Source organism: Streptomyces sp. Tu 2975, from assembly GCF_009832925.1.
Classification (GTDB): Bacteria; Actinomycetota; Actinomycetes; order Streptomycetales; family Streptomycetaceae; genus Streptomyces.
Window position 1 is genome coordinate 3,343,894 of the sequence record NZ_CP047140.1, and the last position, 24,741, is coordinate 3,368,634.

Consider the following 24,741-nt stretch of genomic DNA (forward strand, 5'->3'; position numbering starts at 1 on the left):
TCTCGACGGGCGGATGGCCGAGAGGTTGCACTTGCACAACACCTGTGAATACCGGCTGGACAAAAAGTCCACTCTCAGACGACGATGAGCCGCGCAGTGCCGCGGGCAGTGCCGGGGGGCAAAACAGTAAAAACAGCACAGTTCCTCCGCTCGGGCCGCGTCGTCCCCGCATTTCCACACGGAGGAACCCGCCATGAGCTTCGGCGACCCGAACAACCCCTACAGCCAGCAGCAGGGCCAGCAGCCCGGCTACGGCTACCCGCAGGCCCCGCCGGTCCAGCCCTACGGCGGCGGCTTCCCGACCGGCCCGCAGGAGATGCCCGGCGGCGTCAAGGCAGCCCGCGTGATGCTCTACATCATCGCCGGCTTCCAGCTGATCGGCACGATCCTGTTCGCGCTCAGCGCGGTGGCCATCGGCAAGGCGAAGGAGGACCCGGCGCTCAGGGACGACGTCCAGTTCCAGGACCTCGCCGACTACTCGTCCGGTGTCCTGTGGCTGCTCACGCTGCTGGTGCTGGCCTGGGGCGTCTTCGCCATAGTCCTCGCCGTCAAGTTCGGCAGCGGCGGCAACGGCATCCGCATCGCCGCGATGGTGTTCGGCATCATCACCGCCATCCTGGGCATCTACCCGTTCATCCTGGTGGGCCTCGTGCACACCGTCCTGGCGATCCTCGTGACCGTGTTCGTCGGCAAGTCCGACGGTGGCGCCTGGTTCAACCGCCAGCGCGTGTGAGTCACGCTCTCCGCACAGGTCGAAGGCCGTGAAACTCCCGGGTTTCACGGCCTTCGGCCTTTCCGGCTCCACTTCCGGGCCACACCGGGCGAACGCCGTGCCCTTGCCCGTACCTGTCCCTACCCTGGCGCTGATTCCGTCGGGGGAAAGGGATTGAGATGTACAGCAGGCCGCTGCTCACGGTGGCGGCCGGCGTACTCGCCCTGGCGGTGGCGGGCTTCGGGGTGCGGATGCTCGTGGCCGACGACCCGGCCACGAAGCCGCGCGCCGACGCGGCCACGGGGCCCACCACGAGCCCGGGCCCTGACAGCGGCACCGGGACGACGCAGACGGCCACCGGCTACGACCGCTGCGAGCCAGGCTCCGTCTGCTTCTTCTCCGAGGCCGGCGGCGAAGGCAGGATGTGCGCCTGGTCGGGCGACGACCCGGACTGGTTCGACGGCGAGAACGACTGCTCCTGGGCCGGCACCGGGCGCCCCGGCTCCCTCTTCAACAACGGCCTGCCCGACCCCAAGGGCTTCGTCCACGTCACCTACTTCGCGCAGCCAGGACTGAAGCAGCGCCTCGGCTGCGTCGAGAAGGGACACCGGCAGGATCTGGCCCTGGACTCGAGCGTGCTGTCGCATACCTGGGCCAAGTCCTGCTGACCGCCATCCTCTGACGTACGAGGTACCTCCCGCCCGGCTCCGGCGGGATGGTGTCGGTACGCCGCCGAACGGGCGGCGCGCCGATGGGGGGCAGGGGCATGAAGCGCAGGTTCATCGCCGCGTGTGCGGTCGCGGCGGCAGTGTCGGCCGCCGCGACCGGCTGCACACAGGACGGCGGGCAGGGGGCGGCCGCCGCGGCCGCACCGGGCCGGCACACGGACGTGAACGACTCGGCCGCAGAGCTGGGCCACGCCGACGAACTGCGGATCTCCGATGCCGAGCAGCGCCTGGTCAAGCAGTGCATGAACCGGCGCGGTTTCCCGTTCTCCGAGCACCGGCCGCTCACCCTGGAGGAGAGCCGCCCGGTCGGTTACGTCCAGGACGACGCCGACTGGGCCCGCGAGCACGGCTACGGGAGCCGTATCGAGGCAAAGAGCGACCGGGCCGGACGGCACAACCCGAACCTCGCCCACCGCAACACCCTCTCCGCCGAACGGCGTGCGCTCTACGACGCAGCGCTGGACGGCGGCCGGGACGCCAGCGTGCTCACGGTCGAGGTGCCGGGCGGCGGCGGAACCATCCGCAAGCGCACCGGCGGTTGCGTCGGCGAGGCCCAGAAGCAGTTGTACGGCGACCAGAAGACGTGGTTCCGCGCCGAGAAGGCGGCGCTCAACCTCCGTCCGCTGTATGTCGCGGATCTGTTGCGGGACCAGCAGTTCGGCAAGGCCGTCACGGCTTGGGCGGCGTGCATGGCACGAGCCGGCCAGCCGTACCCCGACCCGGAGGCCGCCCGCGAGGGTGCCCGGCGGACGGCCCGGGACCTGCCGCCGGACAGGGCGTTCGTCGTCGAGAAGAGGATCGCCACCGCCGACGCCCTGTGCGCCCGCGACGCCTCGCTCAGAGCCGTCGGCCGGAAGCGCCAGGCCCACTACATCGGCACGTTGCGCGCCGAGTACCGCGAAGCGCTCGACACCCATCGACGTCTCCAGCGGAACGCCTTGGCGCGTGCCGAGGAGATCGTGGGCCCCCGCGCCTGACGGGCGGCCCACAGCACACCGGTACCACCTCACCAAGACGAACGGGAGTTCATCATGCGCAAGTTGACCATGGCCCTCGCCACGCTCGGCCTGGCGGCCGTCGGCCTCGCCGCACCCGCCACGGCCGCCCCGGCCGCCCCGGCCGCCCCGGCAGGGGTCGGCTGCGACAACGCGTGGCCCGGCAGCGACGGCTATGTCCGCGCCTGGGACGGCTACGACTGCTCCAGCACCTATCTCGGCGGAACGCAGGGGGACGACTCCAATTGGGCCGACGGCTCGGGCTCGTTCACGGGGTCCGACAACGACCGTGCGTCGTCCGTCATGAACAGCGGTTACTACGGCGGCGAGGACGTCGTCGCGTTCTACCGTCACGCGGGCTACGCGGGCGGCTACAACTGCCTCAAGCGGGGCGAGCTGTACGTCGACAGCCTGTCCCGCAACACGTACACCACCGGCTACAGCATGAACAACAGCATCTCGTCGCACCAGTGGGTGTACACGAGCGGCTGCTCGCGCTTCATGAGCTGAGCGCCGCTCCCGGCACGCGCGCGGCCCGCCGGTCGTCCGGACCGGCGGGCCGCGCGCCGTGCTCGCACGGCTCAGTGGAAGAAGTGCCGCGTCCCCGTGAAGTACATCGTCACGCCCGCCTTCTTCGCCGCCTCCACGACCAGCTCGTCGCGGACCGAACCACCCGGCTGGACCACGGCCTTGACGCCCGCCGCGGTGAGGATCTCCAGACCGTCCGGGAACGGGAAGAAAGCGTCGGACGCGGCGAACGCGCCCCGTGCCCGCTCCTCGCCTGCCCGCTCCACCGCGAGCTTCGCGGAGTCGACGCGGTTGACCTGGCCCATGCCGACGCCCACCGAGGCGCCGTCCTTGGCGAGCAGGATGGCGTTCGACTTGACCGCGCGGCACGCCTTCCAGGCGAAGGCCAGCTCGGTCAGCTCCTCGGCGGACAGGGCCTCGCCCGTCGCCAGGGTCCAGTTCTCCGGCTTGTCGCCGTCCGCCTGGAGGCGATCGGTGACCTGGAGGAGCGCGCCGCCGTCGATGGGCTTGAGCTCGACCGGGTTCGCCGGGGCGCCCTCGGCGCGCAGGACGCGGATGTTCTTCTTGCGGGCCAGGACCTCGACCGCGCCGTCCTCGTACGCGGGGGCCACGATGACCTCGGTGAAGATCTCGGCGACCTGCTCGGCCATCGCCACGGAGACCGGGCGGTTGACGGCGATCACGCCGCCGAACGCGGAGAGCGGGTCACAGGCGTGCGCCTTGCGGTGCGCCTCGGCGACGTCCGCGCCGATCGCGATGCCGCACGGGTTGGCGTGCTTGATGATCGCGACGCAGGGCTCGGCGTGGTCGTACGCGGCCCGGCGCGCGGCGTCGGTGTCCGTGTAGTTGTTGTACGACATCTCCTTGCCGTGCAGCTGCTCCGCCTGCGCGAGGCCGCCGCTGCCGGAGGTGTAGAGCGCGGCGGGCTGGTGCGGGTTCTCGCCGTAGCGCAGGACGTTCTCGCGCTCCCAGGTGGCGCCGAGGAAGTCGGGGAAGTCGCTCTCGTCGGCGGGCGCGTAGGAGGAGGCGAACCAGGACGCGACGGCCACGTCGTACGCGGCGGTGTGCTGGAAGGCCTCGGCGGCCAGGCGCTTGCGGGCGGCCAGCTCGAAGCCGCCCTCACGGGCCGCGGTCAGCACGTCCGCGTACCGCGCCGGGCTGGTGACGACCGCGACCGAGGGGTGGTTCTTGGCGGCGGCGCGGACCATCGACGGGCCACCGATGTCGATCTGCTCGACGCACTCGTCCGGGGTGGCGCCGGAGGCGACGGTCTCCTTGAACGGGTACAGGTTCACGATCACCAGGTCGAAGGGCTCGACGCCCAGCTCGGCGAGCTGCCGCTGGTGGTCCTCCAGGCGCAGGTCGGCGAGGATGCCGGCGTGCACGCGCGGGTGGAGTGTCTTGACGCGGCCGTCCAGGCACTCGGGGAAGCCGGTGAGCTCCTCGACCTTGGTGACCGGGACGCCCGCCCCGGCGATCTTCGACGCGGTGGAGCCGGTGGAGACGAGGGAGACACCCGCCTCGTGCAGGCCGCGGGCCAGCTCCTCAAGGCCGGTCTTGTCGTAGACGCTGACGAGTGCGCGGCGGATGGGGCGCTTCGTACCTTCGGCGGTCACGGGATCATTACCTTTCGTCCCTCAATGCGGTAGCCGTGCCGGGCCAGACGCCCCACGACCTCGACGAGCAGGGAGCGCTCGACTTCTTTGATGCGCTCATGGAGAGCGGCTTCATCGTCCTCGTCCCGTACCTCGACCACGCCCTGGGCGATGATCGGGCCGGTGTCGACGCCGTCGTCGACGAAGTGGACGGTGCATCCGGTGACCTTCACGCCGTACGCGAGTGCGTCCCGCACTCCGTGGGCACCGGGAAAACTGGGCAGCAGCGCCGGGTGGGTGTTGACGACCCGGCCGCCGAAGCGGGCGAGGAACTCCTTGCCGACGATCTTCATGAAGCCGGCGGAGACGACGAGGTCGGGCTCGTACGCGGTGGTGGCGTCGGCCAGGGCGCGGTCCCACTCGTCGCGGGTGGCGTGGTCCTTCACCCGGCACACGAAGGTGGGCAGTCCGGCGCGCTCGGCCCGGTCGAGTCCTGCGATGCCGTCGCGGTCGGCGCCGACGGCGACGATCCGGGCCCCGTACCCCTCGGGGTCGGCGGCGATGGCGTCGAGCAGGGCCTGGAGGTTGGTACCGGACCCGGAGACCAGGACGACGATGCGGGCGGCGGCCACGGGGACTCTTTTCGCGTTACGGTGCGGCTTACGGTGCAGCTTTGTGCGGTCGTACAAATGGAGCGCATCCCCGGATACGGGGAACTCTACGAAGCGGTCGACCGTCAGCAACGATACCGGCACACAGCACGGCCCCCACGGGACGGGGGCGTGGCCGGAAGGTAGCGTCTGGGGGCAGGGCCCGCGCCCAGGCGGTCCCGATCACGGGCATGACGAGGGGAAGACGTTCACCAGATGCCGGACCGACGCCGTCGTACGGACCTCCTGTTGCCGCGGGAGCGCCAGTCCACGGACGACAACAACCCCTTCGCGCCGCCGCCGGAGGGCAGGCCGGACCAGCCGTGGCAGCCGCGCCACCCGTCGCCCGACGACGACTCCTCCTCGTCCTCCGGCCGGTCCGGCGGTGACGGCCCGGACAGCGGCTCGGGCTCGGGCTCGGGATCCGGCTCGGGCTCGAACTGGGGCAGCCAGTGGAGCAGCCGCCAGCCCGGCCGCTCTTCGGGAGGTGGCTTCGGCGGCCGTCCGCGCCCCGACGGCAACGGCGGTCAGGGCGGCCCAGGGGCCCCCGGCGGCCTGCGCTGGGACCCGACGGACCCCGCGCAGCGGCGGGCACGATACGCCCTGCTGTCCGGCATGTGGGCGTTCTTCTTCGCCCTGTTCGACTTCCCCGAGATCGCCCTGCTGCTCGGCGCGCTGGCGCTGAACTGGAGCATCAGCTCCCTGCGCGCCAAGCCCCGGCGCCGGGTGGACACCGCCTCCCTGACCACGGGCGGAACGCCCGCGAACGCCCCTGCCCCGCCGCAGCACGCCCCCGCGTCCGCGCCGCCCGTCGCCCCCGGCAGGCCGCAGATCACAGCGGCGGTGAGCGGCCTGGTGATGGCGAGCATCGCGCTGGTGATCGTGGCGGCGTCCTTCACGGCGCAACTGGTCTACCGCGACTACTACACCTGCGTGAACGACGCACTGACCAAGTCGGGGCAGCTGGCCTGCAACGAAAAGCTCCCGGAGCCCCTGCGGGGCGTGCTGGGCGTCAAGGAGTAGCGCGGAAGCGCACGGGGGCCGGACCGCGGGTCAGCGGGCGGCTTCCTCGGAGGGCTCGGGCGGATCCCCGCTCGGGCCCTCCGCCGTCTGCGACGCGGGCGGTGGGGCGGGCGGCGACATGGGCGGCGACGCGGACGGGGGCACCGTGGCAGGCCCCGAACCGGTGGCAAACCCGGGCCCGGTGGCAGACCCCGAAGCGGCGCCGGCCTCGGGCCCGGTCGCGGCCTCGGGCCCGGTCGCGGGCTCGGACCCGGTCGCGGGCTCGGACCCGGTCGGCGGGGCAGGGACCGGAAGCGGGGGGAAGTCCGGCATCGGGCCGCCGGAGGACTCCTTCAGCGCGGCCCAGCGGTCCTCGCGGGGTCCGCGGGCGGTCCAGGTGTCCGCCGGGAGGAAGTCGTACAGCTCGGACTCGTCGTCGAGCGGGCCGGGCCCACCGTCGAGGTCCGTGTCCGACGATCCCTGCCCCGGCGCCGGAGCCGCAGGCGCCGCCGGTACCTCCGCGAACGGCACCGCGTCACTCGGCCCTTCGGCCTCGGCGCCGCGACGGCGCAGCAGCCCCCGGCCGGGCGTCCGTGTCCGCCACGCCCGCAGAGCCAGCGCCAGCGGGATCCCCGGGCCGGCCGTCCAGAGCAGCGCCGCGCAGCCGGTGAGCCACCACACGGGGCCGAACTCCGCGAGGCGGCCGGTGCCGAGCGGGCCTCCGGACGCCCCGGCGAGCAGGCACATCAGCCCGGCGCAGCCGACCGCGCCGAGCAGCACCGTGAGGGCGGTCGCGCCGGAGCTCCAGGCGCTCCCGCGCTCCCCGTGCCGCGGGGCCGCCGCTCCCACCGTGAACCAGGCGACCACCACTCCCGCGGCGAGGGGCACCGCGACGGCCGCCCAGTGCAGCGGCGTGCCGGGCCCTTCACCCGGCACCGCCGCGAGCAGCGGGAAGTCGGGCAGCGCGGGCGTGCCGGTCGCGGCGAGCGGCGCCGCCGTCGCGCCCGTGCCGAGGGCGAAGCCCGGCCCGAGCCCGTAAGCCGCGCCCCATACGGCCGCGTTCGGCAGCAGCGCCAGCGTCAGCAGCGCGAGGGCCGCCCGGCCCGTCCACTCCCCCGACAGGCCCAGGAACGACTCCTGTGCGGCTCGTCCGTGCCAGACCGTGGAGGTCACGGCCAGCACCGCGCCGCCGACGAGCAGCGTGAGGGTGCCGGCGCCGGCGGACCGCAGCGCGGCGGACACGTTGCCGCGAGCGACGGCCGCATGCAGCCGCCGCGGCACCCAGGCCGGCAACGGACCCAGCGGCCGCCCGCTCGCGGTCCATGCACCGGTGGCGGCGGCCAGGAAGGTCACGAGCGGCAGATGGACAAGGGCGCTCAGCGGGTCCGCCGCGAAGGAACCGCCGGCGACGTAGAGCACGACCGGCGCACCGACCATCACGTAACCGCTGGCCACCATCGTCGGCGCGCTCCAGGCGGACGGCCTCGGTCTGCCCTCCGCCGGTTCCAAGGCGTCGCGTGCCGCCCGGTGTGCCAGCAAGGCGGGCACGGCGACGAGCAGCAGCGGCACGATCCCCATCGGCGAGGGCGCCCCGGAGAGCGTGTCCGTCCGTACGAGCTCCGTGCCGTGCGCGAGCAGCCACAGCGCCGCCGCGACGTGCAGCGCGTCGGCCGGATCGCTGTCGGGGAAGGGCGAGCTGATCCACAGCACCATCACCAGTACGGTGATCACGCCGAGCCCGAGTCCGGCCGCCGTCGCGCCGCGCACGAACGACGCGACCAGCGCGACCGACGCGCCGCCCTGCACGGCGACCGGGGCTTGGGGCACTGAGTGGCTCTGTTCGGTCACTTGGGTCACGCGGCCATGCTGCCAACGACACGCGCTTTATCCATGTAACGGGCGAATGACCGATGTGTCGCCCAAGATACGTTTATGTGCTTTTTTGTCGAGTGCAGTGCCGTGAGGGGCCCTTCATGACCGAGAGCATCACCCGCTCCGCGTCCGGCACCCCCCTGCCGCCCCCGAAGGAACGGCGCAGGCTTCGAGAGGCGAAGTTCCTCTCCGAGGACGAGGTGGCGACGACGATCGGAGTCACCCGGGCGACGATCCGCTCCTGGGAGACCGGGCGCACCGCCCCCAGGGGGCGCAACCGCGAGGCCTACGCCGAGTTGCTCGCAGCCCTCGACACGCGGACCGGGGAGTGCGCCCCGGACACAGGGCCCCTGGAGGGCGACCGGGAGCCGGACAAGCGCGACGAAGTGGACGGAGGCGGCCGGGCGGCCGGAGAGGGCCTCGACCAGGACGACCGGGTCCGCATCGCACCGCCGACCCGCACGGCGCAGCCCACGGCGAACACCCGCCCCCGCCCCGCCGTGAAACGCGCGGCGAAGCCGCCGGTGGCCCTGCATCCGAGGCCCGTCGGCAGGCCCGGACCGTCGTCCGCGACGGCACCCCCCGCCGACAGCCGGCGTGGCGTCGGCCCCCTCGGCCCGGCGGCCCTGACCCTGCCGCCGCCCAGCCCGGAGGAGGCGTTCGACGTGCTGTACGCGGGCGCCGCCCCGGACCTGGTGCGCCAGACGTATCTGCTCACCGGACGCCGGCGGCTCTCCCAGGAGTCGGTCGAGCGGGCCTTCCACCACGCCTGGCAGCGCTGGCCGGAGGTCGCCGTGGACCGTGACCCGGCCGGCTGGGTGCGGGCCGTCGCGTACGAGTACGCCATGTCCCCGTGGAACCGGCTGCGGCCCGCGCACCGGTACCCCGACGAACTGCCCGGCGAGGAGCCCCGGCGGGAGTTGCTCGAGGCGCTGCTGGAACTCCCCACGGCGTACCGCCGGGCGCTGCTGCTCCACGACGGCCTCGGGCTCGGGCTGCCGGAGACCGCGGCGGAGACGGAGGCCAGCACCCCGGCCACCGCGAGCCGCCTCGTGCACGCCCGTGAGGCCATGGCCGAGCGGCTCCCCGAACTGGCGGACAGCAGCGTGCTGCGGGACCGGATGAGGGGACTGGCCGGTGCCGGGCCCGCACCCCTGATGACACCGGCGTGCGACGTGCGCAGCGGGTGCGAGCGCCGGGCGAAGATGTGGACACGGGCGGTCGCCGCGGCGACCGCGCTGATCGTCGCCGCCACCGCCTTCACGCTGGTCACGGCGCCACGGCACTACGATCCGCCGATCTCGCCGGCCCAGCAGATCGAAGGCGTGCCCGCGCCCCAGCACGGGCCGCACCGGCTGACGGAGAAGGACAGGGCACTCCGCGACAAGCTCCGTTCCGAACCGGCGAACGGACCTGGGCGACTCGTCCCGCTGCGCGGCTGACAGGCTCCACCCGATACGCGTGTGGGCCCGCCCCGGTCACCCGGGGCGGGCCCACACATGCACTGCGGAAGGTCAGCCGGCGAGGATGGCGCGCGCCAGCTTGGCCGTCTCGGTCGGCGTCTTGCCGACCTTGACGCCCGCGGCCTCGAGGGCCTCCTTCTTCGCCGCGGCGGTGCCGGAGGAGCCGGAGACGATGGCGCCGGCGTGGCCCATGGTCTTGCCCTCGGGGGCGGTGAAGCCCGCGACGTAGCCGACGACCGGCTTGGTGACGTTGGCCTTGATGAAGTCGGCCGCACGCTCCTCGGCGTCGCCGCCGATCTCGCCGATCATCACGATCAGGTCGGTGTCGGGGTCCGCCTCGAACGCCGCGAGGGCGTCGATGTGCGTCGTACCGATGACCGGGTCGCCACCGATGCCGACGGCGGAGGAGAAGCCGATGTCACGGAGCTCGTACATCATCTGGTAGGTCAGCGTGCCGGACTTGGACACGAGACCGATGCGGCCGGGCTTGGTGATGTCGCCCGGGATGATGCCGGCGTTGGACTGGCCCGGCGTGATGAGGCCGGGGCAGTTCGGGCCGATGATGCGGGTCTTGTTGCCCTTGGACTTCGCGTAGGCCCAGAAGGCGGCGGAGTCGTGGACGGCGATGCCCTCGGTGATGACGACCGCGAGGGGGATCTCGGCGTCGATGGCCTCGACGACGGCGGCCTTCGCGAAGGCCGGCGGCACGAAGAGGACGGAGACGTCGGCGCCCGTCTTCTCCATGGCCTCGGCGACGGAGCCGAAGACCGGTACCTCGGTGCCGTCGAAGTCGACGGACGTGCCGGCCTTGCGCGGGTTCACGCCGCCGACGATGTTGGTGCCGTCACCCAGCATGAGCTTGGTGTGCTTCATGCCCGTGGCACCGGTCATGCCCTGGACGATGACCTTGCTGTCCTTGTTCAGGAAGATAGCCATGGTTCTAGATCCCTCTTCCCTTACTTCGCAGCAGCGGCGAGCTCGGCGGCCTTGTCGGCCGCGCCGTCCATGGTGTCCACGCGCTGCACCAGCGGGTGGTTGGCGTCGGAGAGGATCTTGCGACCCAGCTCCGCGTTGTTGCCGTCGAGGCGCACGACCAGCGGCTTGGTGACTTCCTCGCCCTTGGACTTCAGCAGTTCCAGGGCCTGGACGATGCCGTTGGCGACCTCGTCACAGGCGGTGATGCCACCGAAGACGTTGACGAAGACGGACTTGACGTCCGGGTCGCCGAGGATGATCTCGAGGCCGTTCGCCATGACCTCGGCGGAGGCGCCACCACCGATGTCGAGGAAGTTGGCGGGCTTCACGTTGTCGTGGGCCTCACCGGCGTAGGCGACGACGTCGAGGGTCGACATGACCAGGCCCGCGCCGTTGCCGATGATGCCGACCTCGCCGTCGAGCTTGACGTAGTTGAGGTTCTTGGCCTTGGCGGCAGCCTCGAGCGGGTTGGCTGCGGCCTTGTCCTCGAGGGCCTCGTGCTCCGGCTGGCGGAAGTCGGCGTTCTCGTCGAGCGACACCTTGCCGTCGAGCGCGATGACGCGGCCGTCGGCGACCTTGGCCAGCGGGTTGACCTCGACGAGGAGCGCGTCCTCGGCGATGAAGGTCTTCCACAGGGTCACCAGGATGTCGGCGACCTGGTCGGCGACCTCGGCCGGGAACTTCGCCTGGGCGACGATCTCGGCGGCCTTCTCCTTGGTGACACCCTCGTTGGCGTCGACCGGGACCTTCGCGAGGGCCTCGGGCTTGGTGGCCGCGACCTCCTCGATGTCCATGCCGCCCTCGACCGAGGCCATGGCCAGGAAGGTGCGGTTGGTGCGGTCGAGGAGGTACGAGACGTAGTACTCCTCGGCGATCTCCGGAGCGGTCTCCGCGATCATCACCTTGTTGACCGTGTGGCCCTTGATGTCCATCCCGAGGATGTCCGTCGCACGGGCGACGGCCTCGTCCGGAGTGGCGGCCAGCTTGACGCCGCCGGCCTTGCCGCGGCCGCCGACCTTCACCTGCGCCTTGACGACCGACTTGCCGCCCAGTCGCTCGGTGGCCTCGCGCGCCGCCTCAGGCGTGTCGATGACTTCACCGGCCAGCACCGGTACACCGTGCTTGGCGAAGAGGTCCCTCGCCTGGTACTCGAACAGGTCCACGCGCGTCCGTCCCTTTTCTGATGATCGCGGTTCGTTGTCTGCGTGGGCGTGCCGCGAAGGGCAACGTGACTGCTCTTGTCACAAGGGAGGCACACACGGTGTCCGTGGGCGCGGCATGTCCGCCTGGCAGGTTATCCCCGCCGGAGGTGCGCCCCTAAATCGCAGATCACACCTGAGCGGTGATTACGGTCACAGAGCGCACCCCGATGATACGGCCGGACGGGGGCCGGCAGCCTCCAGCGCCGGAGCGGGCGGGACGCCGCCCGGATCCCGGTGACGTCCCGCCCCTGCTGCTGGTTGCCTGGTCAGGCACCTGACGGGGGCCTGAGCGCGTGACTGCTCAGATGCCGTACGGCAGGTAGCTCGGGGTCACGTCGGAGACGACTCCCTGCACCCCGCCGACCGCGTTGCCGGCGAGCGGCGCCGCGTCGCCCGTGACGTTCGTCGCAATACCCTGCGCGAACGGCCGGACCTCCGACACCACGCCCGCCGCGAACGGGTCCACCTGGCCGGTCAGGCCGTAGGTCAGGTCGCCCGCGCTGTGGCCGACGCCCTGCGCGAGGGGCTGGACGTGGCCCCCCACGGTGTCGACCAGCGGCTGGACCTCTGCGACCACACCGGCCGCGAAGGGCTGTACCTCGCCCGCGACGCCGCCGGCGAACGGCTGCACCTCGCTCACGACGCCGGTCGCGAACGGGTCCACCTGGTCGGCGACACCGCCGGCGAACGGCTGCACGTCGGAGACGACGCCCTGGGCGAGGACGCCCGCGTCCCCGACGGCCTGAGCGGCGACCGGCTGGACCCCGGCCACGGCGGTCGCGACGACGGGCGGCAGCACGGCCGCGGACGTCTCGTCGACGACGGGGCCGGACGCGGCGACCGCGCCCTGTGCGCGGGCCTCGGCAGCGGCCGGGGCCTGCTCCAGCTCGTGCGCGAACGCGGAGAGGGGACCGAAGAGGTAGTCGATGTCGGCGTCGACGGCCGGGGCGGCAGGGACGTCCACCGACGGCGCCTCGGGCGACGGCAGGCGCACGTCGGCGACGGACGGCGCCTCGTACGAGGGGAGCTCGCCCTCGACGTACTCACGGGCCTGGTCGACGGAGTCGGTCGCCGCGTCCTGGACGTCGGCCGCGGGCAGCCGCTCCGCCAGGCCGGCTGCCCGGTCCAGGTCGGCCACCACGTCGCCGGTGGCGTCGACGGCCTGGTCCGGGGTGGACAGCGGCACGGAGACGGGCGCCTCGTCGGCGCTGGCCACGGCGGTCCCTATGGCCCACATACCGGTGGCGGTGGCCGCGACCGCGATGGAACGGCGGATGTTCTTGTGCATGCTTGGTGGTTCCTTCGAATTCGTTCGGCGGTCCGGAGAAACAGGGCTCCGGAGTGGCGGGCAGACCTGCCCACCCCCGCGTGGCAGGTCAAGAGGCGGGGGAAGGCCTGCCCTAGCCGGGGAATTCGAGTACGTCGCGCGGCCTGTCGCGGGTCGGCGGGTCGGCCGCCGGGCAGCCGGGAGCGCAGGCGAACGCGTCAGGGGAGCCGCCGGCCGACGTGGCCGCCGGCTGGTCGCCCGCACGGGGCGTGTGCGTCTCACCGGAGTGGTGCACGGCGCCCGGCTGGTCCCTGCACGGGTCCACAGGGGCCGCCGGTGCGTGCGCGGGAGACTCCGCGGACGTGGCCCGCGACGCGCCGGCATGACCGCCGTGCGCGTCGCCGCAGTCACGGCCCGGAGCGCCGGCGGGCCCGGTGGGACCTGTGACGGAAGGGTTCGCGTCGCCGGCCGCCCGGTCCGTACCGGCGGGAACGACGGTGAACGCCCCGCCGACCGGCGCGTACTGCCGTGAAGGAAGGTCGTCAGGAACGACGACGCCATCGCCGCCCGGCAGCGCGCCGCCGGGTTCCGGCAACTGGCCGCCGGACAGAGGGCCGCTGATGAGACCGAGCAGCGGACCGGCGAGCCGGCGCACGCCGTCGGTGACCGGACGGGCCGTCTCGCGGACCGTTTCCACGGCCTGCCCGGCGCCCGTGGCCCCCACGGCGCTCAGGGAACCGGCGGCCACGCGCCGCAGTTCCTGTGCTGCCCGCTGCTCGGCGCGCTCCACCACAGCCGGAGCCCCGAGGGAGGTGGACGGTCCTGCGGTGCCGGATGATCCGGCCGTTCCCGCCGACAGGCCCGACGGGATCGGCGCGGTCACGGTGTCTCCCGCACCGGTCTGTCGGGGCACGACGACGGTGTCGGTGCCGCTTCCGGGCCGGGCGCCGGCCTGGACCCCGGCGGTGAGGTCACCGGCCGGGGGCTCGGCCGCCCGGGCCGGGCCACAGAAGAGCAGGCCGAGCGTCAGAACTCCCCCGAGGAGCAGCAGAAGGCGCAGCGTCCGCGAACCGGCCACCGCCCGGCGCAGCGCGCGCGGAACGGCAGCGGTACGGAGCGCTGCGGCAGTCACGGTGAGGGGCTCTCTCTCGGTCGGCGTCAGCCGGGATCGCGACGATGCTCGCACGAAGCTCCCTGGGCGACGCAAGTCCCCTGTTACCGATGGGTCACCATGTCATGTCCTGCTACTGATGGGCAGCCATGTCCGGTATAGGCAGGGGGCGTTTCTCGATGGCCGCCGCCATGACGTCGGGGAAAAGGTCCGGCGTACAGGCGAACGCCGGTGCCCGAGGGCCGCGAGGGCTGCCGCGTGCTCACGGTCGTAAGCGGGGGCGCCCTCGTCGGAGAGCGCCAGCAGAGTGACGAACTGCACTCCGGACGCCTTCATCGCCGCGACCCGCTTCAGCATCTCGTCGCGGATGCCGCCCTCGTAGAGGTCGCTGATCAGGACGACGACGGTGTCGGCGGGGCGGGTGATCTGCGACTGGCAGTACGCCAGCGCCCTGTTGATGTCCGTGCCGCCGCCGAGCTGGGTGCCGAACAGGACGTCCACGGGGTCGTCGAGCTGGTCGGTAAGATCGACGACGGCCGTGTCGAACACGACGAGGCGGGTGGCGATGGAGCGCATCGAGGCGAGCACCGCGCCGAAGACCGACGCGTAGACCACGGACGCGGCCATCGAGCCCGACTGGTCGATGCAGAGCACGACCTCCTTCTTCACCGCCTGGGACGCCCGGCCGTGGCCGATGAGCCGCTCGGGGACCACCGTGTTGAACTCCGGCAGGTAGTTCTTGAGGTTGGCCCGGATGGTGCGGTCCCAGTCGATGTCCCGGTGGCGCGGCCGGTTGATCCGCGCCGAGCGGTCGAGCGCACCGGTGAGGGTGGACCTGGTGCGGGTGGCGAGCTTCTTCTCCAGTTCCTCGACGACCTTGCGCACGACCGCCCTGGCCGTCTCCTTCGTCGTCTCCGGCATCGCCTTGTTGAGCGAGAGCAGGGTGCCGACGAGGTGCACGTCCGCCTCGACCGCCTCAAGCATCTCCGGCTCCAGCAGCAGCGCGGAGAGTCCGAGCCGGTCTATGGCGTCACGCTGCATGACCTGCACGACGGAGCTCGGGAAGTACGTACGGATGTCGCCGAGCCAGCGGGCGACGGACGGCGCGGACGCGCCCAGACCGGCCGAACGGCTGCTGCTGCGACGTCCGTCGGAGCTGCCGGCGGACCGGCCGTAGAGAGAGGTGAGCGCACCGTCCATCGCCGCGTCGGTACCGGTGAGGGTGCAGCCCGTGCCGTCGGCGCCCGACTCCCCGCCGAGCACCAGCCGCCAGCGCCGCAGCCGCTCGTCGTTCACGCTCGCAGTCATCCGGCCACTCCCGCCAGGTCGTTCAGCTCGTTGTCGTCGATGCCGAGGAGGAGGCCCAGCACGGGAAGCACCGCGTCCGCCCGGACGGTCTCCAGGCCGGGTCCGAAGCCTGGTATCCCGGCGTCCGTCCGTGTCCGCGCGGCCGCCGTTCCCTCCCCGCGCCGGACGAGTTCGCCCAGTGTGCGGCGGACGCCCGGTTCATAGGCCGAGAAGGTGCGGCGCAGCAGCGGCAGCACATCGGTGAACGCTTCCGCGGACACGCCGGTCAGCCACGAGTCGACGAGCCCCAGCAGGCGTTCGTCGTGGACGAGCAGCAGTCCTCCGCCGGACGCGCCGCCGACGAAGCCCTCGATCCAGGCGGCCGCCGTGGCCGGCTCCGTGCCCGGGGAAAGCGCGAGTGCCATCAGGCGTGCGGCCTCGTCCTCCTCCAAGTGCCCCTCGTCCAGCAGCAGGCGGGCCGCCCGGCCGCGTATCACCCCTGGGACGGAGTCCCGGCCGGACAGTTTGCGCAGCACGGACCGCCAGCGCTCCCCGATGCCTTCGGCGTCCGGCAGCAGGCCGACGGCCGCGTGCACACCGTCGAGATGGCCGCGCATCTCGTCCGCGCCGTCCGCGTCGAGCCCGGAGCATGCGGGCGGCAGGCCTACGCAGATCCGTTCGGCGAGTCCGGCGGCGACCTCGCCGAGTGCCGCCGTGTCCGTGGCGCGCACATCGCCGTACCGCAGGGAACGGGCCAGCGCGGGCAGTGCCTGAGCGAGATGGCTCACGTCGGCGTCGAGGGCGGCCCGGTCGGCCAGGGCCTTCATCACCGTGGGAAGCGCGTCGGGCAGTTCGGCCAGGAGGCACTGCTCGGCGAGGGCGGTCACCTCGGCGAGCGCCGTCGCGGAGCCGGCCTGCGCCTCGGCCTTGGCCGTGGCGGCGGAGAGCACGGTGGTGCCCCAGACGCCGGCCTCCGCGACCTTCACGGACAGTTCGGGCTCCCAGCGCAGCCGCCAGCTCTCCCGGAACGTGCCGGTGCTTCCCCGGCCGGCGGCCGGCTCGCCCCAGCCGACCGCGAGCAGCCGCAGCCGGTGCAGCAGCCGGCTCTTGGCGGCATCGGTGTCCTTGCGCAGATCCAGGTCCAGTTCGCGCTCGAGGGCCTCCGGCTTGAGCCGCAGGCTGCGCTGCTGCCGGGCCAGGTCGCGCTGGAGCGGCACCGCGGGCGCCGTGTCGGGCACCTCGCCGAGGACGTCCCCACGATGAGCCGGTCCCTGACGAGGTCGAGCGGCACGTCCGAGCCGTCGCACATCACCGCCCGGACGGCGTCGACGGTCTCGGTCAGTCCGGCGAGCGGCCGGCCCCGCATCACGGCCAGGGTCTCGGCGAGCCTGACGGCCTCGATGACATGGGCGGACGACACCATCCGGTCCTCGTCCCGGAACAGCCGGGCCACCTTCGTCATCCACCGCTCCACGGGCCGGTCGGGGGCGCCGAAGAGATGGCCGTACCAGCCGGGCGAGTCGATGCCCGCCCCGTAGCCGGAGCGGCGCGCCAGCCTGCGGTGGGTCCAGGGCACCCACGTGATGTCCGCTTTGACCTTGGGCAGCCCCTTGAGGACGGCCTTGTCCGCGGCGACCGTCGTCGCGGTCATGAGCGCCGGCACGTGCCAGGCGCCGCAGACGACGGCGACGCCGTCGTCCCCGAACTCCCTTTTCGCGGCGCGGAGCTGGAGCCTCATGAACGCCTCGCGCACGAGGTCACGGTCGTGACCACCGTGGCCGTACGTCTCCCGCAGGGCCGCCATGGCCTCGGCCAGTGCGGCGAACGGCGCGAACGGGTCGGGCTCGCCGGCCGCGCCGTCAACCGATCCGCGGTCCGGTGCCGGGCGGGCGCCCCTGAGCTCGACGACGTCCTCCCACCAGCGCTCCGGGTCGTCGTACCCGGCGGCTCCGGCGAGGACCGCGATCGGGTCGACCCGCACGTCCGGCGTGCCCTCCGAGGGGTCCTCCTGTCCTGGCCCCCCCTCCCCGGTCAGCGCGAGCGAATGCGCCGCGGGCAGGTCGATGAAGCGCACGGCCGCGCCGTTGGCCAGCGCCCACCGGATCGCCACCCACTCGGGGGAGAACTCGGCCAGCGGCCAGAACGCGGCCCTGCCCGGATCGTCCGCGGCGTGCGCGAGCAGGGCGACGGGCGGACGCATCTGCTCGTCGGCGGCCAGCGGGAGCAGTGCGTCGCCCTCCGGCGGGCCTTCGATCAGTACGGCCGCGGGGGCTGCCGCCTCCAGCGCGGCCCGCACCGCCCGGGCCGAGCCGGGCCCGTGGTGGCGGACCCCGAGCAGGAGCGGGGTCGTCATGCGCTCACCTCGCGGCAGGCGCGGTAGAAGTCCTTCCAGCCGTCCCGCTCGCGCACCACCGTCTCCAGATACTCCTGCCAGACGACCCGGTCGGCGGCCGGGTCCCGCACGACCGCGCCGAGGATGCCCGCGGCCACGTCCCCCGGGCGCAGCACGCCGTCCCCGAAGTGCGCCGCCAGGGCGAGACCGCCGGTGACCACGGAGATCGCCTCTGCCGTCGACAGCGTCCCGGACGGGGACTTGATCTTCGTGCGGCCGTCGGTGGACACCCCGTCGCGCAGCTCGCGGAAGACGGTGACCACCCGCCGGATCTCCTCGAGCCCCTCCGGCGCGGCCGGCAGGTCGAGCGAACGTCCTATCTGGTCGACGCGCCGTGACACGATGTCGACCTCTGCCTCCGGCGTCAGGGGCAGCGGGAGGACGACGGTGTTGAAGCGCCGGCGCAGGGCACTGGACAGGTCGTTGACCCCGCGGTCGCGGTCGTTGGCGGTGGCGATGAGGTTGAAGCCGCGGACGGCCTGCACCTCCTGGCCCAGCTCCGGGACGGGCAGCGTCTTCTCGGAAAGAATCGTGATCAGCGTGTCCTGCACATCGGCCGGGATGCGGGTGAGCTCCTCGACGCGGGCAGTCATGCCCTCGGACATGGCGCGCATGACGGGGCTGGGCACCAGCGCGTCCCGGCTGGGGCCGTGCGCCAGCAGCTGGGCGTAGTTCCAGCCGTAGCGGATGGCTTCCTCCGGCGTGCCGGCGGTGCCCTGCACAAGGAGGGTGGAGTCACCACTGACGGCCGCCGCCAGATGCTCCGACACCCAGGTCTTCGCGGTGCCCGGCACGCCGAGGAGCAGCAGAGCACGGTCGGTGGCGAGCGTGGTGACGGCCACCTCGACGATCCGGCGGGGCCCCACGTACTTCGGTGTGATCACCGTGCCGTCGGGGAGCGTGCCGCCGAGCAGGTAGGTGGCGACGGCCCAGGGCGACAGCCGCCAGTTCACCGGCCGCGGCCGGTCGTCGGCCGCGGCCAGCGCCTTCAACTCGTCGGCGAATGCGTCCTCCGCGTGCGGCCGCAGGGCTTCGTTGCCCGCCTTGGCGACGGTTTCTGACACGGTCATGGATCCCCCTCCAGATCGTTCGACCCGATGTGGGATCCACGGTGCACCATGCCACTGACAATCGGTCCGACCTCGACATGACCGCAGGTCAGCGCCGAAAGCCGGTGTGGGCAAAGGGAGTCAGCCGCCGACCGGGGACTCCGCGATGCAGCCGCCCGCGGTGGCGAGGCCCTCGCCCGTCTCCTCCTTCAGCACCTTGCCCTTGTGCGTGATCCTGCACGTGACCTCGGTGCCGGTGAGGTCGGCGGCGACCGGCATCACCGCGGCGGGCATGATGCCGCGCAGCGTGACCGTCTTCGTCCACGGCAGGGTGGGCTTGTCCACCGTCTCGATCTTCGGGTTCATCGCCTCGCCGCCACCACCGTGGTACTGGATCGAGTCGACGTTCTTGCCCGTGACCTCGTACGTCACCTCGTACTTCTCGTCGACCACCTTGTCGACCTGGTCGACCGCCTCGGAACAGGCAGTGAGACCGAAGGCCAGGCCGGCCGCGATGCCGGTGGCCGTGACGGCGCGGACCGCCGTACGGATGGAGCGCTTCATGCTGGATCCCCCCGGATCTGCCGAATTCGACACTTCGTCAAAAGTAGCAAAGCAACGGCCGGCCAACACCCGTTCGGTACCGGTGGCTTCGCAGGTCAGGGCGATTGTCAGTGGCCCCCCTTAGCGTCGTTCCCATGCTGCTTTCAAACGGGGGAACGGCCCCTGCCTCCATGGATCAAGGGGCGGCGCGCTGGGCCGCGGAGCAGGTGCTGTCGCTGGCTCCTGACAACGCATCACGCAAGGCGGGAAGCAAGCTCGGCGCGGCCGGCCCGTGGTCGGGCGCGGGCTGCGACGCGTCCGGGGCCGTGTGGGGCCTGTGCAAGGGCAGCGGCAGCAAGCCGTACCAGACGGTCGTGGACACCACCGGCCCCGCGTACAAGTGCAGTTGCCCGAGCAGGAAGTTCCCGTGCAAGCACGCGCTGGGCCTGCTGCTGCTCTGGGCGTGCGACGAGCAGACCGTGCCGCAGTCCGAGGCGCCGGAGTGGGCGGACGGATGGCTGTCGGGACGCAGGAGCCGCGCGGCGGCCGAGGAACAGCCGGGCACCGGCTCGGGCGCCGCGAAGAGCGCCGACCCGGAAGCGGCGAGAAGGCGGGCGGAACGCAGGGCGGAGCGGATCACCGCGGGCGCCACGGAACTGGAGCAGCGGCTCGCCGACCTGCTGCGCGGCGGTCTCGCGGCCACCGAACGGTCCGGATACGGACTGTGGGAGGAGACCGCCGCACGGATGGTCGACGCCCAGGCACCGGGGCTCGCCGCGCGCGTCAGGGAGCTCGGCGCGATCCCCGGATCCGGGCCCGGCTGGCCGGTGCGGCTGCTGGAGGAGTGCGCCCTGATCCATCTGCTGGACTCCGCCTGGCTGGGTCGCGAGCGGCTGCCCGAGCCGCTCGCCGCCACCGTCCGGGGCAGGGTCGGTCTGCCGTCGGCCGCGGAAGGCCCCGCGGTCCGCGACCAGTGGCTGGTCCTCGCCCAGTACGACTCGGCCGACGGCAAGCTCACCACTCGCCGCGTCTGGCTGCACGGGCGTGGGTCGGAGCAAACGGCGCTGCTGCTCTCCTTCGGCGCGGCGGGCCGCTCTCCGCAACTCGCCCTGCCGGTCGGGCTGATGATCGACGCCGAAGTCACCCCGCACGGCGCCGGCCGGCCGAGGGCGGAGCTGGGCACGCGGTTCGGTCCGCCCGTCGCCATCGACGCGCCGCCTCCGGGCGGGCCGTGCGCCTCGGCGGCCGACGCGTACGGGCAGGCCCTGCGAGACGACCCGTGGCTGGATTCCTGGCCGGTCACCCTCACCGGCGTCATACCCGTGCCGGACGGGACGGGATGGCAGCTCGTAGACGCCGACGGCGGCGCGGCGCTGCCCGTCGCCGCCGCGGCGCTCACCCGCCCGGGCCTGTGGAAGCTCGTGGCCCTCGCCGGGGGCCGGCCGGTCACCGTGTTCGGCGAGTTCGGCCACAGGGGCTTCGTGCCGCTGACGGCCTGGCCGGAGGACATGTCCGAGACGGTCCCGCTGATCTGAACGTAGGGAGACCTCATGACCACCACCGCCAGTGCGTCGCCGTGGGAAGAGCTCGTCACCTCGGCCCTGCTCGGCACCGACCGCCGGACGCCGCCGGCCGGTACGACACCCGCCGGGAAGGACGCGCCCGTCGCCCTGCTCGACGCGGCTGCCCTGCACACCGTGCGGCGCCGGGCCGGGCTGAGTCCCGCGCCGCCGGCGGCGGACGGCACGCTGCCGGAGCCGGCGCCGCACGACGGGCGCCGCGCCCTTCCGCCGCCCGCGCGGCGACGGCTCGTCCAGCTGCTGGCCGACCGTTCCGGGTCCTCGGGTTCAGGGGGCAGGCGCGGCACGGCCCCGGACCTCACCGAGCTGCTCCCCCAATGGCTCGCCGCCGCCGACGAGCACGGCTACCAGGCACCGGCGTCCGTGCTGCCCGCGCTTCTCGACGCGGCCCGTGCCCGCACGGACCTGCGCCCCCATGCGCTGACGTTCGCCGGGCCGCGCGGACTGTGGCTCGCCCGGCTCAATCCCGAGTGGAAGTTCGCGCTGCGGGGCGGGTCCGCGGGCTCCACGCTGCCGGACATGGACGACATGGAGGCCGTGCGGAGTCTGTGGGAGGAAGGCCTGTTCGCCGAACGCGTCGCGCTGCTCGCAGGTCTGCGCACCCACGACGCGGGCGCCGCGCTGGAGCTGCTCGCCTCGACCTGGGTCACCGAGCGGGCGGAGGACCGGCTGATGTTCCTCGACTCCCTGCGATCTGGGCTGTCCGACGCCGACGAGCCCTTCCTGGAGCAGGCGTTGTCCGACCGCAGCCGCAACGTCCGTTCCACGGCCGCCGAACTCCTCTCCGCCCTGCCGCATTCCGCGCTCGCCGGCCGCATGGCCGCTCGCGCCGCGTCCTGCGTCGCCATGGACCGCAGCGGCGGCGCCGAAGCGACGATCGTCGTGGAGGCACCCCATGAATGCGACGCGGACATGCAGCGTGACGGCATCGTCCCGGCCCCTCCGTCAGGACGCGGCGAACGGTCCTGGTGGCTCGGCCAGCTGGTGGAGGCCGCCCCGCTGTCGGTCTGGCCGGACCGGCTGGGCGGACGCTCGGTGCGTGAGATCGTCGCGCTGCCGGTGTCCGACGGCTGGGCGGACGAACTGCACGCGGCATGGTGCCGGGCAGCGGTACGGCAGCAGGACGCCGACTGGTCGCGCGCCCTGCTCGGCACGCCCGCCGCACCGCCGTCGACGGGTCCGGGGACGACGTCGCCGGCCGAGCGGTCGAAGCTCCTCTCGGCCCTGCCGGACGATGAACGGGCCGCGTGGGTGGCCGAGTTCATAGCGGCGCACGGTCTGTCGGAAGCGTTCCAGCTGCTCGGGGTGTGCACGGTGCCGTGGGCCGCACCGCTCGGCCGGGCGGTCGTCGACGCCCTCGACATCGCGCGGGACGCGGGCAGCTACCCGTGGAGCTTCAGCGGCGTGATGGGCCTCGCGGAACGCTGCCTGTCGCCGGACGAGGCGGACCGTCTGGAGGTCCTCACGGCCGTACCGGACGAACAGGAGGACGCGTCACCGGGCGCGGGCGGTTACTGGTCGGAGGCGTTCCAGCGCCTCGTCTCGACGCTGCGCCTGCGGGCGATGATGCACGAGGAACTCGCCGCCGCCTGACCGCCCGGGCCGCCTGCTCCGCCGAGCGGCCCCCTAGGACCGGCGCCCGACAGGCTCCGCGCCGACCGTCCGCCCGAAGGCGGTGCGGAGAGGGCGGTGCGGGGCATGGGTGCAGACGTACACGAGGTGCCGGTGCCCCCGAAACGCCCCGGTTGCCGTGGCGCACGGACCGACGTCCGCGCGCTGCACCGGCCCGGGCGTCGCACCGCCCACCGGCGGCCCGGACCCGCCGGAAAGGGGTGCGGGCGGGGACGCGGGCGCAGGTGCGGTGCACGGTGCGGGCGTACCGGCGGGGAGTGGCGCGGGCGGGGAGTGGCGCGGGCGGGGACCGGCGCGGGGATGTGCGCGTGCGGGCGTACCGGCGCGCTCCGAGAGGCGAAGACCCCGCGGTCGCGTTACGCCCCGAGAAGTGAACACCCGGCGGTCCGCGCCGCGCCGGCCACGTCACGCCACGACCACGCCACGACCACGCCACCCAGTGGTGCGGCGCGGTGCCCGCAAGAACCGAAAACGACCGTGGTCGCGGCCGACTACGCCTCCGCGGTCGCCCGGACGTTCGCGTTGACCCAGTCCACGATCGACGCCGTCGTAGCGCCGGGCGTGAAGATCTCCGCGACGCCCTTCTCCTTCAGCGGCGCGATGTCCGCTTCCGGGATGATCCCGCCGCCGAAGACCTTGATGTCTTCCGCATCGCGCTCCTTGAGGAGCTCGATGACCTTCGCGAAGAGCGTGTTGTGCGCTCCGGAGAGGATCGACAGGCCGATCGCGTCGGCGTCCTCCTGGATAGCCGTGTCGACGATCTGCTCCGGTGTCTGGTGGAGCCCGGTGTAGATGACCTCCATACCGGCGTCGCGCAGCGCCCGCGCGATCACTTTGGCCCCGCGGTCGTGGCCGTCGAGACCCGGCTTGGCCACCACCACGCGGATCGGACCAGTCACACCCATCACTGCCTCCTGGGTCCCCGCGGCCCTGGGGCGCGCGAAGAGTGAACGAACGTTATCTCCAGCATCCCGCAAGCGGCCGTTTCGCGGAGCGCGGGGAGGGGGAAATCACACGTAGGACATTTTTCGCCGAGCGTCGTACCGGCTTCAGGCATCGCGCGCCACCCACGCGCAGCCCCGCGGGCACGGTCGCACGGGGAGCCGCCACAGGTCCACTACAGGTCGTCGCATCACCGTGCCGACAGCCGCACGGCACGGTGGTGCGACACCGACGGCGCGGGCAGACGACCGCACCGGTCCCTAGGCGCTTCCCATGAGGGCACGCGGGGCAGAGCCGCCCCCGTCGTGCCGTACGGGAGGAGGTCGTCATGAGGGTCCTGCCTCCCTTCCCCGTGACGCTGGCGGTGAAGTGGCCCGCCGCGCTGCTGCGCGCCACCGTTCTGGAGCTCGCGATCCTGGCGGGGCATCTGCTCCTCTACCCGACCGGCCTCACTCCGGAGCGCCGCCCCCGCCCACGCCCCCGCACGGGAGCCGAGGACGGCGCCCGTGCGGACACCGGGGCCGCGCGCCGCCTGGCGGGCACGCCGGACACCGTCCCCACCGTCCTGCTCCATGGCTTCGTCGACAACCGTTCGGTGTTCGTACTGCTCCGCCGCGCCCTCGCCCGGCAGGGCTCGCACCATGTCGAGTGCCTCAACTATTCGCCGCTCACCTGCGACGTCCGCGCCGCCGCCGATCTGCTCGGCCGGCATGTCGAGGAGATCTGCGCCCGCACCGGCCACCCCGAGATCGACATCGTCGGGCACAGTCTGGGCGGCCTGATCGCCCGCTATTACGTCCAGCGCCTGGGCGGCGACCACCGCGTCCGTACCCTGGTCACCCTCGGCACCCCGCACTCGGGCACGACCGTCGCCCCGCTCGCGAGCGCCCACCCGATCGTGCGGCAGATGCGGCCCGGGTCGCCGGTGATCGAGGAGCTGCGCATGCCCGCGCCAGGCTGCCGGACCCGGTTCGTCAGCTTCTGGAGCGATCTGGACAGGATCATGTCGCCGGTCGAGACGGCCCGCATCGACCATCCGGACCTTCTCGTACAGAACGTGCAGGTGAGCGGAATCGGCCATCTCGCACTGCCTGTTCACCCCGCCGTCGCCGACGGCATCCGCGAAGCCCTCGAGTCGGGCGCGTCGGAAGCGGGCTCTTCTTCGGGGGCCGCGTCCGTCGCTTGAGGCGACCCTTCGAGACCGATCCATCGAACA

Annotated in this window: 19 protein-coding genes and 2 pseudogenes; 9 read left to right on the top strand and 12 right to left on the bottom strand. The window is 72.9% G+C overall.

All coding sequences use genetic code 11. The annotated features are described in order from the left end of the window. The first annotated feature begins 193 nt into the window (after positions 1–193). The 4 genes from GLX30_RS14580 (at position 194) to GLX30_RS14595 (ending at position 2,945) form a co-directional block, all read left to right on the top strand. A complete protein-coding gene (locus GLX30_RS14580) occupies positions 194–733 on the top strand; it encodes a hypothetical protein (RefSeq protein WP_159688355.1) in 540 nt (179 codons plus the stop codon). A 158-nt stretch (positions 734–891) separates the two neighbouring features. Further along, on the top strand, positions 892–1,380 hold the full coding sequence (locus tag GLX30_RS14585) for a peptidase inhibitor family I36 protein (protein ID WP_244258152.1): 489 nt from the start codon (positions 892–894) through the stop codon (positions 1,378–1,380). A 98-nt stretch (positions 1,381–1,478) separates the two neighbouring features. Continuing rightward, positions 1,479–2,417, top strand: a complete 939-nt coding sequence (locus tag GLX30_RS14590; RefSeq protein ID WP_159688357.1) for a hypothetical protein — start codon at positions 1,479–1,481, stop codon at positions 2,415–2,417. Positions 2,418–2,471: 54 nt separating this feature from the next. Continuing rightward, a complete protein-coding gene (locus tag GLX30_RS14595; RefSeq protein ID WP_159688360.1) occupies positions 2,472–2,945 on the top strand; it encodes a hypothetical protein in 474 nt (157 codons plus the stop codon). A 71-nt stretch (positions 2,946–3,016) separates the two neighbouring features. On the opposite strand, the gene purH is transcribed toward GLX30_RS14595, so the two are convergent. Together purH and purN are read right to left on the bottom strand one after the other, a co-directional pair. Then, entirely contained in the window at positions 3,017–4,579 is a 1,563-nt protein-coding gene (gene purH, locus GLX30_RS14600) for a bifunctional phosphoribosylaminoimidazolecarboxamide formyltransferase/IMP cyclohydrolase (protein WP_159688363.1), read from the bottom strand. Beyond that, positions 4,576–5,190: a phosphoribosylglycinamide formyltransferase gene (gene purN / locus GLX30_RS14605; protein ID WP_159688366.1), complete on the bottom strand. Its 615-nt coding sequence runs from the start codon at positions 5,188–5,190 to the stop codon at positions 4,576–4,578. Before purN ends, purH begins: the two co-directional genes overlap by 4 nt. A gap of 234 nt (positions 5,191–5,424) precedes the next feature. Here purN and GLX30_RS14610 point away from each other — a divergent pair, with 234 nt between their 5' ends. After that, entirely contained in the window at positions 5,425–6,231 is an 807-nt protein-coding gene (locus GLX30_RS14610) for a hypothetical protein (RefSeq protein WP_159688368.1), read from the top strand. Positions 6,232–6,261: 30 nt separating this feature from the next. Here the strand turns inward: GLX30_RS14610 and GLX30_RS14615 are convergent, their stop codons facing one another. After that, positions 6,262–8,067: a DUF6350 family protein gene (locus tag GLX30_RS14615; RefSeq protein ID WP_244258154.1), complete on the bottom strand. Its 1,806-nt coding sequence runs from the start codon at positions 8,065–8,067 to the stop codon at positions 6,262–6,264. Between the two features lie 116 nt (positions 8,068–8,183). Here GLX30_RS14615 and GLX30_RS14620 point away from each other — a divergent pair, with 116 nt between their 5' ends. Continuing rightward, a complete protein-coding gene (locus GLX30_RS14620; RefSeq protein ID WP_159688371.1) occupies positions 8,184–9,524 on the top strand; it encodes a sigma factor-like helix-turn-helix DNA-binding protein in 1,341 nt (446 codons plus the stop codon). A 72-nt stretch (positions 9,525–9,596) separates the two neighbouring features. Here the strand turns inward: GLX30_RS14620 and sucD are convergent, their stop codons facing one another. From sucD to GLX30_RS14660, 8 genes and pseudogenes are all read right to left on the bottom strand, one after another. Continuing rightward, positions 9,597–10,481, bottom strand: coding sequence for a succinate--CoA ligase subunit alpha (sucD, locus tag GLX30_RS14625; RefSeq protein ID WP_053557004.1), 885 nt, complete (start codon positions 10,479–10,481; stop codon positions 9,597–9,599). 20 nt (positions 10,482–10,501) lie between these two features. Continuing rightward, positions 10,502–11,683 carry an ADP-forming succinate--CoA ligase subunit beta gene (gene sucC / locus GLX30_RS14630; protein ID WP_159688374.1) on the bottom strand — a complete coding sequence of 394 codons (1,182 nt, stop codon included), beginning with the start codon at positions 11,681–11,683 and terminating at the stop codon, positions 10,502–10,504. A 340-nt stretch (positions 11,684–12,023) separates the two neighbouring features. Continuing rightward, positions 12,024–13,010: a hypothetical protein gene (locus GLX30_RS14635; protein WP_159688375.1), complete on the bottom strand. Its 987-nt coding sequence runs from the start codon at positions 13,008–13,010 to the stop codon at positions 12,024–12,026. Positions 13,011–13,122: 112 nt separating this feature from the next. Beyond that, positions 13,123–14,121: a hypothetical protein gene (locus GLX30_RS14640; protein ID WP_159688378.1), complete on the bottom strand. Its 999-nt coding sequence runs from the start codon at positions 14,119–14,121 to the stop codon at positions 13,123–13,125. 112 nt (positions 14,122–14,233) lie between these two features. Further along, a pseudogene (locus GLX30_RS14645) lies at positions 14,234–15,408 on the bottom strand (VWA domain-containing protein). Further along, positions 15,405–17,740, bottom strand: a pseudogene (locus tag GLX30_RS14650) (DUF5682 family protein). The pseudogenes GLX30_RS14645 and GLX30_RS14650 overlap by 4 nt, the downstream one beginning before the upstream one ends. After that, the gene (locus GLX30_RS14655) at positions 17,737–18,849 is read right to left on the bottom strand and encodes an AAA family ATPase (protein ID WP_159688380.1); all 1,113 of its coding nucleotides are present in this window, start codon (positions 18,847–18,849) and stop codon (positions 17,737–17,739) included. The pseudogene GLX30_RS14650 and the gene GLX30_RS14655 overlap by 4 nt, the downstream one beginning before the upstream one ends. Before the next feature lie 120 nt (positions 18,850–18,969). Further along, entirely contained in the window at positions 18,970–19,392 is a 423-nt protein-coding gene (locus tag GLX30_RS14660) for an MmpS family transport accessory protein (RefSeq protein WP_159688383.1), read from the bottom strand. Positions 19,393–19,526: 134 nt separating this feature from the next. Here GLX30_RS14660 and GLX30_RS14665 point away from each other — a divergent pair, with 134 nt between their 5' ends. Together GLX30_RS14665 and GLX30_RS14670 are read left to right on the top strand one after the other, a co-directional pair. Continuing rightward, positions 19,527–20,906, top strand: a complete 1,380-nt coding sequence (locus GLX30_RS14665; RefSeq protein ID WP_244258156.1) for an SWIM zinc finger family protein — start codon at positions 19,527–19,529, stop codon at positions 20,904–20,906. 15 nt (positions 20,907–20,921) lie between these two features. After that, positions 20,922–22,544 (top strand): DUF5691 domain-containing protein, encoded by a 1,623-nt coding sequence (locus GLX30_RS14670; RefSeq protein WP_159688385.1) that lies wholly within the window; start codon positions 20,922–20,924, stop codon positions 22,542–22,544. Between the two features lie 530 nt (positions 22,545–23,074). On the opposite strand, the gene GLX30_RS14675 is transcribed toward GLX30_RS14670, so the two are convergent. Then, the gene (locus GLX30_RS14675) at positions 23,075–23,488 is read right to left on the bottom strand and encodes a cobalamin B12-binding domain-containing protein (protein WP_159688388.1); all 414 of its coding nucleotides are present in this window, start codon (positions 23,486–23,488) and stop codon (positions 23,075–23,077) included. A gap of 365 nt (positions 23,489–23,853) precedes the next feature. On the opposite strand from GLX30_RS14675, the gene GLX30_RS14680 reads away from it, so the two are divergent. Beyond that, positions 23,854–24,711 (top strand): alpha/beta fold hydrolase, encoded by an 858-nt coding sequence (locus tag GLX30_RS14680; RefSeq protein ID WP_159688392.1) that lies wholly within the window; start codon positions 23,854–23,856, stop codon positions 24,709–24,711. Positions 24,712–24,741: the final 30 nt, after the last annotated feature.